Origin of the sequence: Pseudomonas sp. SMV71 (assembly GCF_052042015.1) — a bacterium.
In the GTDB taxonomy this organism is placed as follows: Bacteria; Pseudomonadota; Gammaproteobacteria; order Pseudomonadales; family Pseudomonadaceae; genus Aquipseudomonas.
In genome coordinates, this window is sequence record NZ_JBKGGU010000007.1 from 35,590 (window position 1) to 49,458 (window position 13,869).

The following is a 13,869-nucleotide window of genomic DNA, read 5'->3' on the forward strand; positions in this document are numbered from 1 at the left end:
GCTTGGCCGACGAATGGAAGCTACTGTTTCATAAAGGAAACACTCACTGAGTACCACTCATCGTACGGTTCAGAACCCGTGCCACCTGGTCGGCTGAATAGGGTTTGGATAAGAATTCAAACCCTTCGTATCCACTGTGGGCCAGCTCTTCACTATAGCCAGAGGTCAGTACGACCGGCAGATCCGGGCGACGCTGGCGCAGTTCCTTGACCAAGGCCACACCGCTGATACCGGGCATCACCACGTCGGAAAATATCGCGTCGAACGCCATCGCGTCCGGGCCGACCAACTTCAGCGCCTCCTCGGCGTTGGTTGCCCAGCACGTTTCGTAGCCCAGGTCCTGCAAGATCTGGGTAGCGAAACGCCCGACTTCCAGGTTGTCTTCCACGATCAATACCCGTCGGCGGCTGCCTTTTTCCAGCAGCAGCTGCGTAGCGTCCTCCTTGCCGGGCTCGTGTATGACTTCGGCCTCCACTTCGGGGAGGTACAAGGTAAACACCGTTCCTTCGCCCACCACGGTCGAGACGTCGACGTTGCCGCCAGACTGCTTGGCAAAGCCGAATACCTGGGACAACCCCAGCCCCGTGCCTTTGCCGACCTCCTTGGTGGTGAAAAACGGCTCGAAAATATGCTCGAGTACCTCAGGGCTGATCCCGGTCCCCGTGTCCGCCAGGGAAATGGCCGCGAACGTCCGCCCGGCCCCGGCATGACCCCGGATCGGCGGCATGCCCTGGGCGCACTTGAGCCTGAGCCACAGTGTGCCTTGGCCGTTCATTGCATCCCGGGCATTCAGGGCCATGTTGATGATGGCGGTTTCGAACTGGCTCAAATCCGCACGAATGTAACAGGGCCGATCATCCAGCTCGACCACCACTTGGATACGCGCCCCCGTGACGGTCTGCAGCATGTCCCCCAGGCTCTGCACCTGCTTGCCCACTTCCAGGACTTGCGGCTTCAACGGCTGGCGTCGGGCGAAGGCCAACAACTGGCTGGTCAATTTGGCGGCGCGCTCCACGGTCTCGGAAACCGCGGTCATATAGCGCTGCCGGCGCTCTTCGGACAAATTGGGCATGCGCAGGAAGTCCACGGACGAGCGGATGATCGTCAGCAGATTATTGAAATCATGGGCCACGCCGCCGGTGAGCTGGCCGATGGCTTCGAGTTTCTGCGACTGGCGCAGCGCCGCCTCGGTCTGTTGCAGGCGCGTGGTGCGTTCCTCGACCCGTTGCTCCAGGGTCGCGTTGAGCTCGGCCAGCGCCGCCAGGCCATCGCGCACGGCGACGTCGGCACGGGCGCGCTCAATGTGAGCCCAGGACCGCTCCGTGACCTCCATCAATAACGCCAGATCGTTGGATGACCAGACCCGAGGGGTTTTATCGTGGATGGCCATCAGCGCGGTCAATCGCCCGCCCTTGATCAGCGGCACGCAAATGGTGGCCGCGATTCCGATGGCCTGGAATGTCGCCGCTTCATCCGGCGCCAGTTCCTTGAGGTTGTCGTTGATCACCAACGGCTTGCCGGACCGAAGATTGGCGACCGCCAGCCGACCGAAATCCGCCAGCCGATAATGCCCGACGATATGCGGCGAACCGGCCCTGGCCCAATCGCCGCGGATGGTGAAACCGTCTTCGTCCTCATCCATGTCCGCATAGGCGCAATTGGACAGGTTCAGATGCGCCGCCAGGATCCGCGCCGTAGTCGCCATGATGGCCTGCGGCTCGGTGACATTGGCGACGGCATTGCCAATGGCATCCAGTACCGCCAGGCGCTGGGTCATCAGTACCGTCGAGGTGGTCTCGGTAACGGTGTCCAACATGCCCACGACCTTGCCGAACTGGTCGCGGATGGGGCTGTAGCAGAACGTGAAGTAAGCCTGCTCCGGCCCGCCACCGCGCTCGACCACCAACGGAAAATTCTCGATATAGGTCGCTTGCCCGTCGAATGCCGCGCGCACGATAGGCCCGATGTCGCTCCAGGCCTCCTGCCAGACCTCATCGAACCTGCGCCCCAGCGCTTCAGGCTTGTTGCCCAGGATCGGCAGGAACGCATCGTTATACAGCGTCACCAGTTCCGGTCCCCAGATAATGGCCTGGGGAAAATGCGACGCCAGGCTCAAGGCCACTGTCGTCTTCAGCACATCCGGCCAGCCCCGCGGCGGCCCGAGCGGCGTGTCCTCCCAACGATGGCGCCGCATCCGTTCGGCCATCTGCGCGTTGCTTTGCAGCCAGTCTGTCATTGCGATCGATCCTTCTGAGTCGCCAATACCATCGGAGGTAGCGCTTGTGACCTCAAGCCGCGGCGTATTATCCCGTATGAGGTGGGGATGGGCGACCGGATTGTGGGATAAGTCCGGGGGTAAATGAGCGTTGTAGAGGGGAAATGGCGGATGGGCTACGGAAACGTCCTACATAAGCGCCAAACTCTCCGGGGCGAGGGAGCTTGCTCCCGCTGGGGTGCGCAGCAACCTCCGAACAGCCTCAACGCGGCCTGATTGAAGTATCAACTTTTAGAGGGGCCGCTTCGCAGCCCAGCGGGAGCAAGCTCCCTCGCCACGGGGATTGCGTTACCACAGATTTCTCTTGTGCACTTCTCTCACCCGTGCCAGAGCGAAGGTCCTCAGGCTGGGGCCAGTGACGTAGACGTGCCGGACAGCCAGTCCCACAGTGACAGGTTGACACCGAAATTGCGGTTGAAATGACCGGGGCGCGTCGCTGGTGACGCCAAGTGTCTCGGCAACTTTTTCCACGAAGTGCACCCGACTCGTGGTGGCCGGTACCAGCACCTTGACTAACGAGCTCCCCTCAATGCACTGATGATAAAGGCATGCAGGCTATCGACTGCCTTGGAACCGCGAGATGCGCGGCTTCGAAGCACTGAAACATCCATCGGATCTATATGCCCGAGCCCTTGATCACTGCCCAGGACCTGCAATGAAGAAGGCACAGTGCACTGGGTAATCGCCGCAATCGCAATACCGCCTTCAACTGCCGCGATTTGCCCAGCAAGACTGGAGCTGTTGTAGACCACCTTGTACTCGCGCCCCAATAACACCAGCGAGTTGACCGCATAGCGCCGGGCCAGGCTGGCGCTTTCATAAACGGCAATCGGTATCGGGTCGCGCCGCCAAAGCTCGAACTGAGGCGACCCTACCCACACCATGGGCTCCTTGAAAAGAAAGGTGCCGCGCTGGGTCGAATCTCGGGAGATGAGTGCCAAATCCAGATCACCACTGGCCACACGCGGAATCAACGCGGTCGACTGCTCGCAATCCAGTTCTATTTCAACGCCGGCGTAGCGAGGGGCGAAGCGCTTGAGAACAGGTGTGAGGTACTTGGCTGCATAGTCCTCGGCGACACCCAGGCGAATGCGTCCGGATAACGCTTCCCCATGAAAAGCGGCTTGCGTCTCGGCATGCAGCGCAACCATGCGTCGTGCGTAACCCAGAAGCGTTTGTCCGTCTGCGGTGAGCTGCAAGTGCCTCGGGCCACGACTTAACAATTGTCGTCCAAGCGCCGCTTCCAACTTCTTCATTTGCATACTCACAGCGGACTGCGACCTGTGGATTTCCAGGGATGCACCGGAAAGCGAACCTGCGTCCACGACCGCGACGAAGCACTTGAGCCAATCAATTTGCAAATCGCCGGCAGGCATCGCTCAATCCTATATTCGATTATCGAATGATTAACGCGTGAATTATGCGCTTCTCTTTACCCCGGTTCATTAGCAACATCAGGCATCACCAATGTCTCTTCAGGGGAATCACATGCCTTTCGATACCTGGCTGCTTTACCTGCTGACATGCTTCGGCATCGCGGTAGTGCCAGGGCCCAACGCGCTGCTGGTCCTGACCCACGGCGCGCTTCATGGAAACCGCAAGACCCTGTTTACCATCAGCGGCGGTGTATTGGGTTTCATCGTGATGCTTTCGCTTTGTGCCCTGGGGTTGGGGGCGTTGATCCAGGCTTCATTGACCTGGTTCACGGTCCTGAAAATCGTCGGCGGGCTTTACCTGATCTGGTTAGGCCTGGGGCTGTGGCGGTCTGCACCTGTTTCTTTGGACGTGACTAATGCCATAGGCTCCAATTCATGGTCACTCTTTCGCCAGGGTTTGCTGTCAGCGATTTCCAATCCAAAAGCGCTGCTGCTGTTTACGGCTTTTATCCCACCGTTCCTCGACCCCAGCAGAAACCTGATCGCCCAGACGGCGGCCATCGCGCTGACTTATGCAGTCGTGGAGTTCATCGTGGAATACCTGGTGGCCAGCGCCGCGTATCGGGTCAGGCCTTGGTTGGCTCGGGCTGGGCGTCGGTTCAATAAGGTCTGTGGAGGTTTCTTCATAGCGTTTGGCTTGGCGTTGCCCGTGCATTCTTGACGTGCTGAACGACCTCATACGGCGCGTAATGCCTGTCCGTCATGCTTTTGAAAAGTGCGCCGCAAGCACGGGCAAGTGATAGGAGGTTGAACTTTGTCCAGACTGTACTAGATTCCAGTTGATACTGAATTCCCTTGGCCTGTCGCATTCATTCCCTTGCTTGGCAATTGCAGCGAGCGGGTTGGTCTGGCTACCCTGAGTTGGAGCTGGCATGAAGGCTTATCTGATTGTCCTGGACAACAGCCAACACGTAATGATTGGCCGGGGAGGCTCAAGCGCGGGGGCTCAACGCCAGGGTTGGCATCTCCCAGGGGGAACAATCAACCAGGGCGAGACCGCGGCGGAAGCCGCCTTGCGCGAGTGTGCCGAAGAAACCGGCTATCCCATCAAGACGCTGCCTAAAGCCCACGTGAATGGACCTGTACAGCACGCCTCTTACTATGATCAGCATAATGCCAATGACAACCGCTCGTTTCTGATATTGACATTGTCCCAGCATCACACGGCAATTGACGCGAGTTTTGCTCAACGGGCGCGCCTCATGAGGTCCATCAGGCGCCCGGCCCACCCGCTCGACGAGCCATTCAACGACGTGATCTGGGTGAGCGCCACGGATTTCAATGCGCATCACAACACGCAGATGACGGCAGCGCATCATACGGACTGGTTCGCCGATCCACTGGACCTGTATTTCAATGATCCCTATGAAACTGCCGATCTTGATGATCACTGAGGCCTTTAAGGCGTCCAGATCCGGGATATTCCCGCGTACATGAACATACCGCTCAGCTAGTGCGGATCGCGCACCTGGCTCTCAAGTCACCCTCCCGCAGAAACTCATCTCCACCGGCCCACTAAGGAAGACCGGGCCCACCCCATCCCATCGAACCGTCACGCTTCCTCCATCGCACTCCACCTCGACACAGCTATCAAGCAAGCCACGCCGTATCCCGTTAACCGCAGCGCCACAAGAGCAAGACCCCGAACCGAGCGCAATACCAGCGCCCCTCTCCCAGATACGCAGCCGGATGTGATTACGCTTTAGGATCTGGACGAAATGTACGTTGGTCTTGAGAGGAAACAGCTCGTTGGTTTCGATGGCCGCGCCGATTGCTGCGATATCCATGGTTGCCAGATTATCCACAAAATAAGTGCAATGTGGATTACCCATGCTACACGCTGCCGGACCACCCGCAAGTGGCAAAACAGCGGTGTCCAGTTCACGAGCCAAGGGGATGTCTCGCCAGCCGAAAAGCGGTTGTCCCATGTCGACGGAAATCTCGCCGGTTGCCGTTCGCTCGCAAGTAAGCAAACCACGGTTGGTGCGCAACGTTATCGACGTGACATTGGATTCACGCATGAGCACATCCGCCGCCCCACGCGTTGCACTGCCGCAGACATCCAACGCAGTGCCATCGGCGTTCCAGAACAGCACGCGGGCGTCGGCGTCGTCGCAATCGAGCAACACGGCGAGCTGATTGAAGCCGATGCCTCGACTCCGGTCGCCCATCCGCCGCGCCACGGCACTGGTTATCGGATTGGCCGCGTTTCGCGAGTCGACGATGACAAAGTCATCGCCATTGGCGTGCATTTTTTGGAAGTTCAACGGCATATGGGCACGCCATCGAAGATTGGAGTGAAGTTCCCGTCAGGCTTTCTCTGCAACCAATCCTCACGCCTCATTTCCCAGATCTCCTTCACCAACCGCCCACAAACAAAATCGCCCTCCTGCGTCCCGATCATGCGCATGCCTTCATATTCCGAAACCTTGCGCGATGCAGTATTGCCCACAGCCTTGGGCACTTGCATCACCGGGCGCTCCAACGTTTCAAACCAATAAGCGTTGATGACCTCACACGCCTCGCGCATGTATCCCCTTCCCTGCCACTGAGGCGCCAACCAGAAGCCGCGATTATTCCCCGGCTGGTCGTACAGGCTGATACTCCCAATGCTTTGCGCTGGTTCTTCGCACCGGCGGATCATCCAGTGCCATTCACGTCCCGCGGCGATAGCGGGCAACGCGTGATCACGGATATAGGTCAGCGCGCCGTCATCCGGGTAGGGCCAGGGCACGCGGCTGTCCAGGTAACGGACCACTTCCCAATGAGGAAACAACCGCTGGATAGCCGGTGCGTCCGTCAACGCCAAGGGCGTGAGCATGAGGCGTCGGGTTTGGAGGGTTTGCATTGTGAAGATCCTTTTCAAACATAATTGCGTCCTGGCGAACTTCTGCTCTAAAGGTTATCTGTAACCCTGCACAGTTTGTTTTCCTTCAATGGTGAAGGCTGACTTTTCGCTATCCGCATTGCAAGCTCATACCCGGAAAAACCGGACGACATGAGGACCTTCCTTTGCCCCAGAGTGATGACGAAGTCGATGTGCATGGGTGGTGTATCGAGGAGGCCGCTTGATGGACAAGCCTCGCTCCAATCTTATCGTCGGACTCATCCTGGCGGTGGTCGCGACGTTGAGCTGGGCTTTGAACTTCATCGCGCCCCACGTCACCGGTGCGTACACGATTTACGATCTGATGATCGTTCGATTCCTGATCGCCGGTACGTTGGGCTTGGGTGTCGTGCTGCTTTATCGCGCCCAGCTTCGCCTGCTGCGCCGTGAGCAGGTGCTTCTAGCGGCAGGCTTGGGCGTCATCGGTTATCTGGGCTATAGCGCATGCATCGCCGCCGGCATCATCTTTGGCGGACCGGTGCTGACGCCAGCCTTTATCGGCATGGTGCCGGTCTTGCTGGCGCTGCTCGGCAACGCCACCGCCAAAACCATTCAGTGGCGCAAGCTGGCAATCCCCCTGGCTTTTTTAACGGTCGGGCTTGTGCTGTCGAATCTCGGCGCTGTCCACCAGCCTGTTGCAGACAACGGCTCGTGGCTGATGGGCTTGGTATTTTCGATGGGTGCCGTGGCCTTGTGGCTGGCATTCAGTTGGTTGAATCAGCAAGCCTTGCTCAAGCTTGAGAGCAGCGCATCCGGAGCATGGACAGGGCTGATGATGGCGGGCGCCGGACTGGGTACGCTGTGTTTGTTACCGGCGGTGCAAGCGCTCGATCTGCTGAAACTGCCAAGCCTGGGCTTCAGTCTTGACGTTGCTGGCCGTTTATACCTTTGGGGCTTCGTGATTGCACTGATGTCGTCTGTCGTCGGGGCCTGGGCTTGGAACGCCGCGTCTCGTCGCCTGCCCATGGTGCTTTCCGGGCAATTGATCGCTCTGGAGTCGCTGTTCGCTACGCTGCTTGGCTTGTGGTTTCATCACCGGCTACCGACCCTCTCGGAAACATCGGGCCTTGCCGCAGTGCTGGTTGGAGTGGTCATGGCGGTTCGTATCATCCGGAACGCCGCTGAATCAAAACTCCGTTCTTCGGCCTGACCAGTGGGCGCTACTTCACCAATGGCGCTTGCCTCCATCGTGATGGCTTAAAGCGCGTCGCCTGGCACCCGGGGATGACTCTGGCGCTCCTGAAGCTTTTTCAGAAGCTGCAGACGAATAGCGCCGTCCAGTTTTCTAAGTTCCTTCAGGGCTTTCGGATCCCACTCGACACCGTAATCAACGCCCATCAGCGATATCTGCCTCAGCCTCGCTAATGAGTTCATCAAGAGACACTCGGACAGGCGTTTCGTTGGCTTCGAGCCGCGCCTTTACGACCTGTGCCAGTTCCAGCTCATCCAAACGCTCGACCATCGCCTCGTAGACACTTGCCGGTACCATGTAGCCCATGACCCGATTATGGTTCAATACAGCCACGGGCGCCCCATTAGCACCGCTCAGGACCGAGGAAGGATTTTTTTTGAGCTCGGATACGCTGACGGCCACATCAGCCAGAACGAGTTGCATGGAGATGTCTCCTTCAGAAATAGGTCGTTATTTTGGACTTTTTTTGATGCGACGGGCAAGCACGGACCATCGCACCACCTAAGACCTCACCCCTTTCTCGCTCTGCGCAACACATGCCTCGACTCCACCCGCAAGGGCAGAAGTCGAGGCACCTCGCTACAACGGCTAAATATTCAACCCACCACACACCCCTGCGGAACCTTCCCCGCAAAGCTATCCACCAGACTCGCCACCACCATCTCCCCCATCCGCGTGCGGGTCTGCAACGTTGCACTGGCGCGGTGCGGTTGCAGCACCACTTGCTCGTTGTCGAACAACGCCTCGGGCACGTTTGGCTCATCAACGAACACATCCAGCGCCGCTCCGGCGATGTCGCCAGCGGTCAGTGCCGCCACCAGGTCGGTCTCGTTGACCAGTTTGCCCCGCGCGACGTTGATCAGGTATCCGCCCTTGCCCAGCGCCTGCAGCACCTCGGCGTTGATGATGGCTTCGCCCTTGTCGGCGGCGGCGGCCAGGATCAGGGCGTCGCTGTCGCGGGCCAGTTGTTTGAGGTCGGCGACGAAGGTGTGGTTCAGGTCGTTCATCGACTGCAGGTCGGTATAGCTGATGGGGCAACCGAACGCGGCGGCGCGGGTGGCGACAGCGCGGCCGACCCGGCCCATGCCGACGATGCCGATGCGCATGCCGGACACCTGGCGGGCCAATGGCAGCGGTGCCAGCGGGGTCGGGCTCTGGGGCCATTGGCCGGAGCGTACGTAGCGATCCCCGGTGCACAGGCCGCGGCAAACGGCGATCAGCAGACCGATGGCGAGATCGGCGACGTCTTCGGTCAGCGCGCCGATGGTGGCGGTGACGCGGATGCCGCGATCCTTGGCGTAGGCCAGGTCCACGGCATCGGTGCCTACGCCGTTGACCGCGACCACTTCCAGTTTCGGCAGTTGGGCCATCAGCGCCTGGCTGATACCGGTGTGCCCGCCGGTGATGACGCCGCGGATGTTGGCACCGTGCTCCTGCACGTACGCCGCTTTGTCAGTCTGTTCAAAGTAGCGACGGATGGTAAATAGCTCGTTGAGCCGGGTGTTGATTTCCGGGATCAGGATCGGACTGAGCTGTAAGACTTCTGGCTTCATAAAAACCTCATGTAGCGAATGAAAACGCCGACTCAACCGCGGCCGGCAAAAGGCATGGCCGTGGCCATGACCGTCATGTTCAGGACGTTGGCCGACAGCGGCAGGCCGGCGATGTAGCACACCGCATCGGCGACGTGCTTGACGTCGACCATCGGCTCTACCGCGATGGTGCCGTTGGCCTGGCGCACGCCTTTGGTCATGCGCACCGACATTTCGGTGAGGGCGTTGCCGATGTCGATCTGGCTGCAAGCGATGTTGTATTCACGCCCATCCAGGGCCAGGGATTTGGTCAGCCCCAGCACCGCGTGTTTGCTAGCGGTGTAGGCGCTGCTGAGCGGTCGTGGCGTATGCGCGGAGATCGAACCATTGTTGATGATGCGCCCGCCCTGGGGCTGTTGTCGGCGCATCAGGCCGAAGGCGCCACGGGCGCAGAGGAAAACCCCGTTGAGGTTGGTGTCGATCACGTTGCGCCACTGTTCGAACGTAAGTTCATCCAGTGGCACGGCGGGTGCGTTGACCCCGGCGTTGTTGAACATCACGTCGAGGCGTCCATAGACTTCGGCGATGCTGGCGAACAGCGCATCGACACTGGCCGGATCGCGCACATCGGTGGGCACCGCCAGGGCTTCGCGGCCCTGCCCGGCCGCCAACTCCACCAATGCCTGCAACGGCTCAGGCCGGCGGCCGGCCAACACCAGTGTGTAGCCATCTTCCATCAGACCCAGGGCCACGGCGCGACCAATCCCGCTGCCGGCACCGGTCACCAGCGCCACTTTCAATGTGTCGGACATGTTGTTTTCCTTCTTCAATTCACTAAGACCCGCGCCGGGCTCAAGGTCGTGGACCGACGCGCATTTCCAATTGGCCGATGCCGTCGATGCCCGCGGTGATGACATCTCCTGGCAACAGCAGATCGACGCCCGCCGGGCTGCCGGTCATGATCAGGTCGCCGGCCCGCAGCGCCACCGACTGCGAGATACGGCTGATGATTTCGCTGACCGACCAGATCTGGCTGTCGAGGCTGTCGCGCTGGCGCTCTTCGCCGTTCACGTTCAACCACAACTCACCCTCGGGATGCCCCCCTCGCGAAACCGGTACGATGGGCGTCATCGGCGCGGCACCGTCGAACACCTTGGCGCCCTCCCAGGGCAGGCCGTTGCGCTTGGCCAGGCGCTGGACATCACGTCGGGTCAGGTCAAGGCCCGCCGCGTAACCCCAGATGTAAGCCAGCGCCTGGCTTTCAGGAATGTTGGCGCCGCCCTCGCCGATGGCGACGACCAGCTCGACTTCGTGCACGAACTCCTCGCTGACCGGCGGATACGCCACCTCCCCGACCGCGTCCACCACACAGCTTGCCGGCTTCATGAAGAACACCGGTGGTTGTCGGGACTGGCCCTGGGTGTCCGGCCATGGATAGTTGCGGCCGACACAAAAGACCCGGCCGACGGGAAAACGCTGCTCGGTGCCGACTACGGGCAAGGTCACTGGCAGGTCCGGAGTAAAGACGTATTCGAGCATGTTCATCCTGGTAAAAGTCCTGTTGGAAATATCAGCGTACGGCGGCAAGCCTGTGTGAAGTTGGAGGAATGCCGCCTCGTGTTGGATTAATCCGTTTTCTTGTTCAGCTACTCGGGCTCAGCGCGCCTTGAGCTCAATGCGATACAGGCGCCCCAGCAGCAACGAGTAAGACAAGGTGCCGATCAGCGCCACGCCTCCGATGAACCAGAAGGCCAAGGCGAACGAGCCAGTCTTGTGAACGATCGCGCCGATCACGATGGGCGTGACAATGCCGCCGATGTTTGCCGCCAGGCTGGTGATGCCGCCGGTCAAGCCGATCAGTTCCTTGGGCGCCACTTCCGACACCGCCGCCCAGGAGGACGAAGCGATGCCTTGGGCGAAAAAGGCAATGGTGAGCACAGCGATGCAGATCGCGTTCGAATCGGTGAAATTCACCAGGACGATGGACATGCCCAGCATCGACCCGACCACCAGCGGCAACTTGCGGGCGAAGGACATCGAGTAGCCACGGCGGATCAGCAAGTCGGAAACGATCCCCGCCAGCAGGATGCCCACCGTCGCGCCCACGAACGGCATGACAGCGAAGATCCCGGCCTTGATCGTTGTCAGCTGGCGCTCTTCGAACAGGTAGGTGGGGAACCAGGTGAGGAAGAAATACAGGGCCGAGGTGCTGGCGAACTTACCGATGCAAATCGCCCAGACCTGCCGGTAGCTGAACAGCTCGGCGATCTGCCGCCAGTTGAACCGGGTGCGCTCCTGGCTGCTCTTGACCAGCCCGCCCCCGGCCTCGATGTATTTCAATTCTTCCTTGCTGACCTTCTTGCAGTCCATCGGGTCGCGGTACAGGTACAGCCAGGCCACCCCGAAAACGATGCCGAGCGCACCGGTGCTGTAGAACACATGGCGCCAGTCGAAGGTGGTCGCCAGCCAGAGCAGCGCACCGGTAAACAGCGCCGTGCCCAGGTACTGGCCGCAGACGTAAATACTGCTGGCCATGCCACGCTCCCGCGCCGGGAACCACACCGTGACCGCACGGCTGTTGGCCGGGAACGCCGGTGCTTCCATCGCACCCACCGCCAGCCGCAGCCCGAACAGCGACGCGAAGCCGGTGGCGAAGCCCTGGCACACAGTGACCGTCGACCAGCTGATCAGCGACACCCCGTAGGTGAACCGGGAACCGAACCGGTCGGCGATGAAGCCGGCGGGCACCAATGCGATGGCGTAGGTCCAGGCAAATGCGGAAAAGATCAGGCCCATTTCAATTTTGTCCAGGCCCAGGTCCTTGGACAGGAACGGCGCCGCAATCGAAATGTTTACCCGGTCGATGTAGTTGATGATCGTCGCGATCAACAGCAGCGACAGCATGAACCAACGCCGACGCGATGGCAGGCGTGTCGGCACGGCTGCGTCCAGGGCGCCGGCAATCGCCGGCGCAGCGGTGGTCTGGGAGGTGTGGGAATTCGACATGAAAAACCTCGTTATTGTTAGGGGCGTCGAAATGTCTACGAGCAGCCGAAACCATTGCCCTCGATGCCGGGGCAAAACATTTGCTACTGGAATGAGCGGCGCGAACGGCGCTGTCAGGGGTTGGAAAACGCCTTGCAACAGGGCCTGCCAAGGGAGCGGTCGGGAGGGTCAGCCACGAGCGGGAACAGGATCATGATGTGCGCACCTTTGGATTGTTTTTGGACAGGGTTGGGGTTGCGTGGCGCCACAGTGGTCGTACAACCACTCAAAATCAACCAAGGCGTTAGATCATTTTTCCCAGTGAAAACAGCGGTGGAGAAACCTGTCCAAAAAAAGTCAAAGCCGAAGGCATTCGACCGGCTTTTTTCATACATACATAACTTATTGTTTTTAATATGAATTTTAACTCTTAGCCGGCAAGCAGTTTTTGGACACCCGCCTTCGGCCCGCCGTGGGGAGAAAATGCCACGCCAGACTCGTCGTCGTATAACCCCTTGATAATCGACAAGATGCGCCTTCACAATCCCGTCATCACCCTGCCCCCCACAGAGGATTCCAGGAGATGTCATCACCGAGCCGCGTCCCCACCTACGTCATGCAGCAACGCAGCGAATTGACTGACTTCTACATCCGCGACAAAAAGGGTCGGCGCGCCGAAACCAGCCCCCATCGCCACGAGTACTTCCAGATCCAGATCAACCTCGGTGGCGATACCGTGCAACACATCGGCAACGTCGAACGTCCGTTTCCGCGCAACACCCTGGCCTTTATCCTGCCTCACCGGGTGCATGTGATCCCGCACCCGGTCGACAGCAATTTCATGGTGATCAATTTTTCCCAGACCTTCCTGCTGCCGCACCTGCAATGCGACCCGATGGACCTGGAAGAAGTCTCGATTCTGTTGGCACCGGAGCTGTCGCCCTTCCGTTTCCAGGAACACCTGGACTTCATCCTGGGCGACGAGGATTTCAGCAAGGTCTGTGCGCTGATCGAACAGATGCGGGTGCTGGACGTGAACCGCCAGTTTGGCACCCGGGAAATGCTCAAAGGCTTGTTGCTGCAATTGATCGGCAGCGTCTGCGCCTTGTACGCCGAGCCACTCAAGCGGCTGGCCGAGGAAAACGCCGCCGAGGTCAGCCGGCGCGATGCGCTGAGCCGGATGTCCGAGTATCTGCGCAAGAACATCGCCGACCCCGACCTGAACCTGATCAAAGTCGCGGCCGCCACCTACCTGGCGCCAACCTACCTGACCCACTGGTTGCGCAAGGAAATCGGCAAGACCTTCACCGAACTGGTGCTCGAACGGCGGATGCACGCGGCGCGTAATTACCTGCTCAATGGGACACGGCCGGTGGGCGAAGTGGCAAGGTTGTGCGGGTTCGCCGATGAGGCTTATTTTTCTCGGCGTTTTCGCCAGATCCATGGACAGCCGCCGGGGCAGTTCAGGCGTCAGCAGCTCAATCCGGACACGCCACAGTCACCGTTGAACACCTAGCCATCCACGACGATTTATTGCAGCTGCGCAATAGTCGTGACACAGG

General features: G+C 59.8%; 14 protein-coding genes. 4 read left to right on the forward strand and 10 right to left on the reverse strand.

All coding sequences use genetic code 11. From position 1 onward, the window contains the following. Positions 1-43: 43 nt before the first annotated feature. Both ACLEJQ_RS08685 and ACLEJQ_RS08690 read right to left on the reverse strand, forming a co-directional pair. Positions 44-2,236: a response regulator gene (locus ACLEJQ_RS08685; protein WP_440794036.1), complete on the reverse strand. Its 2,193-nt coding sequence runs from the start codon at positions 2,234-2,236 to the stop codon at positions 44-46. Between the two features lie 551 nt (positions 2,237-2,787). Next, the gene (locus ACLEJQ_RS08690) at positions 2,788-3,651 is read right to left on the reverse strand and encodes a LysR family transcriptional regulator (protein WP_440794038.1); all 864 of its coding nucleotides are present in this window, start codon (positions 3,649-3,651) and stop codon (positions 2,788-2,790) included. Between the two features lie 112 nt (positions 3,652-3,763). Between ACLEJQ_RS08690 and ACLEJQ_RS08695 the strand changes: the two genes are divergently transcribed. Together ACLEJQ_RS08695 and ACLEJQ_RS08700 are read left to right on the forward strand one after the other, a co-directional pair. Next, positions 3,764-4,372 (forward strand): LysE family translocator, encoded by a 609-nt coding sequence (locus ACLEJQ_RS08695; protein ID WP_440794040.1) that lies wholly within the window; start codon positions 3,764-3,766, stop codon positions 4,370-4,372. A gap of 211 nt (positions 4,373-4,583) precedes the next feature. Then, positions 4,584-5,105 carry an NUDIX hydrolase gene (locus tag ACLEJQ_RS08700; protein ID WP_440794042.1) on the forward strand — a complete coding sequence of 174 codons (522 nt, stop codon included), beginning with the start codon at positions 4,584-4,586 and terminating at the stop codon, positions 5,103-5,105. 81 nt (positions 5,106-5,186) lie between these two features. Here ACLEJQ_RS08700 and dapF read toward each other — a convergent pair whose 3' ends face one another. Together dapF and ACLEJQ_RS08710 are read right to left on the reverse strand one after the other, a co-directional pair. After that, the gene (gene dapF, locus ACLEJQ_RS08705; protein WP_440794044.1) at positions 5,187-5,984 is read right to left on the reverse strand and encodes a diaminopimelate epimerase; all 798 of its coding nucleotides are present in this window, start codon (positions 5,982-5,984) and stop codon (positions 5,187-5,189) included. Next, a complete protein-coding gene (locus tag ACLEJQ_RS08710) occupies positions 5,975-6,559 on the reverse strand; it encodes a GNAT family N-acetyltransferase (RefSeq protein ID WP_440794046.1) in 585 nt (194 codons plus the stop codon). The genes dapF and ACLEJQ_RS08710 overlap by 10 nt, the downstream gene beginning before the upstream one ends. A gap of 223 nt (positions 6,560-6,782) precedes the next feature. On the opposite strand from ACLEJQ_RS08710, the gene ACLEJQ_RS08715 reads away from it, so the two are divergent. After that, positions 6,783-7,748, forward strand: a complete 966-nt coding sequence (locus tag ACLEJQ_RS08715; RefSeq protein ID WP_440794048.1) for a DMT family transporter — start codon at positions 6,783-6,785, stop codon at positions 7,746-7,748. Between the two features lie 47 nt (positions 7,749-7,795). Here the strand turns inward: ACLEJQ_RS08715 and ACLEJQ_RS08720 are convergent, their stop codons facing one another. From ACLEJQ_RS08720 to ACLEJQ_RS08745, 6 genes are all read right to left on the reverse strand, one after another. Next, on the reverse strand, positions 7,796-7,936 hold the full coding sequence (locus ACLEJQ_RS08720; RefSeq protein ID WP_440794050.1) for a type II toxin-antitoxin system RelE family toxin: 141 nt from the start codon (positions 7,934-7,936) through the stop codon (positions 7,796-7,798). Next, positions 7,926-8,213 (reverse strand): type II toxin-antitoxin system Phd/YefM family antitoxin, encoded by a 288-nt coding sequence (locus ACLEJQ_RS08725; protein ID WP_440794052.1) that lies wholly within the window; start codon positions 8,211-8,213, stop codon positions 7,926-7,928. The genes ACLEJQ_RS08720 and ACLEJQ_RS08725 overlap by 11 nt, the downstream gene beginning before the upstream one ends. A 173-nt stretch (positions 8,214-8,386) precedes the next feature. Next, complete coding sequence (locus ACLEJQ_RS08730) at positions 8,387-9,343, reverse strand: 2-hydroxyacid dehydrogenase (protein WP_440794054.1); 957 nt, start codon at positions 9,341-9,343, stop codon at positions 8,387-8,389. 32 nt (positions 9,344-9,375) lie between these two features. Then, positions 9,376-10,134 carry an SDR family oxidoreductase gene (locus tag ACLEJQ_RS08735; protein WP_440794056.1) on the reverse strand — a complete coding sequence of 253 codons (759 nt, stop codon included), beginning with the start codon at positions 10,132-10,134 and terminating at the stop codon, positions 9,376-9,378. A 40-nt stretch (positions 10,135-10,174) separates the two neighbouring features. Beyond that, complete coding sequence (locus ACLEJQ_RS08740) at positions 10,175-10,867, reverse strand: fumarylacetoacetate hydrolase family protein (protein WP_440794058.1); 693 nt, start codon at positions 10,865-10,867, stop codon at positions 10,175-10,177. A 111-nt stretch (positions 10,868-10,978) separates the two neighbouring features. Continuing rightward, the gene (locus tag ACLEJQ_RS08745; RefSeq protein ID WP_440794059.1) at positions 10,979-12,328 is read right to left on the reverse strand and encodes an MFS transporter; all 1,350 of its coding nucleotides are present in this window, start codon (positions 12,326-12,328) and stop codon (positions 10,979-10,981) included. 562 nt (positions 12,329-12,890) lie between these two features. On the opposite strand from ACLEJQ_RS08745, the gene ACLEJQ_RS08750 reads away from it, so the two are divergent. Continuing rightward, the gene (locus tag ACLEJQ_RS08750; RefSeq protein ID WP_440794061.1) at positions 12,891-13,823 is read left to right on the forward strand and encodes a helix-turn-helix transcriptional regulator; all 933 of its coding nucleotides are present in this window, start codon (positions 12,891-12,893) and stop codon (positions 13,821-13,823) included. The last annotated feature ends 46 nt before the right edge of the window (positions 13,824-13,869 follow it).

Coding starts and splice junctions, on each gene's coding strand:
- ACLEJQ_RS08685 (WP_440794036.1), bottom strand. CDS start 2,236: ATGACAGACTGGCTGCAAAGCAACGCGCAGATGGCCGAACGGATGCGG.
- ACLEJQ_RS08690 (WP_440794038.1), bottom strand. CDS start 3,651: ATGCCTGCCGGCGATTTGCAAATTGATTGGCTCAAGTGCTTCGTCGCG.
- ACLEJQ_RS08695 (WP_440794040.1), top strand. CDS start 3,764: ATGCCTTTCGATACCTGGCTGCTTTACCTGCTGACATGCTTCGGCATC.
- ACLEJQ_RS08700 (WP_440794042.1), top strand. CDS start 4,584: ATGAAGGCTTATCTGATTGTCCTGGACAACAGCCAACACGTAATGATT.
- dapF (WP_440794044.1), bottom strand. CDS start 5,984: ATGCCGTTGAACTTCCAAAAAATGCACGCCAATGGCGATGACTTTGTC.
- ACLEJQ_RS08710 (WP_440794046.1), bottom strand. CDS start 6,559: ATGCAAACCCTCCAAACCCGACGCCTCATGCTCACGCCCTTGGCGTTG.
- ACLEJQ_RS08715 (WP_440794048.1), top strand. CDS start 6,783: ATGGACAAGCCTCGCTCCAATCTTATCGTCGGACTCATCCTGGCGGTG.
- ACLEJQ_RS08720 (WP_440794050.1), bottom strand. CDS start 7,936: ATGGGCGTTGATTACGGTGTCGAGTGGGATCCGAAAGCCCTGAAGGAA.
- ACLEJQ_RS08725 (WP_440794052.1), bottom strand. CDS start 8,213: ATGCAACTCGTTCTGGCTGATGTGGCCGTCAGCGTATCCGAGCTCAAA.
- ACLEJQ_RS08730 (WP_440794054.1), bottom strand. CDS start 9,343: ATGAAGCCAGAAGTCTTACAGCTCAGTCCGATCCTGATCCCGGAAATC.
- ACLEJQ_RS08735 (WP_440794056.1), bottom strand. CDS start 10,134: ATGTCCGACACATTGAAAGTGGCGCTGGTGACCGGTGCCGGCAGCGGG.
- ACLEJQ_RS08740 (WP_440794058.1), bottom strand. CDS start 10,867: ATGAACATGCTCGAATACGTCTTTACTCCGGACCTGCCAGTGACCTTG.
- ACLEJQ_RS08745 (WP_440794059.1), bottom strand. CDS start 12,328: ATGTCGAATTCCCACACCTCCCAGACCACCGCTGCGCCGGCGATTGCC.
- ACLEJQ_RS08750 (WP_440794061.1), top strand. CDS start 12,891: ATGTCATCACCGAGCCGCGTCCCCACCTACGTCATGCAGCAACGCAGC.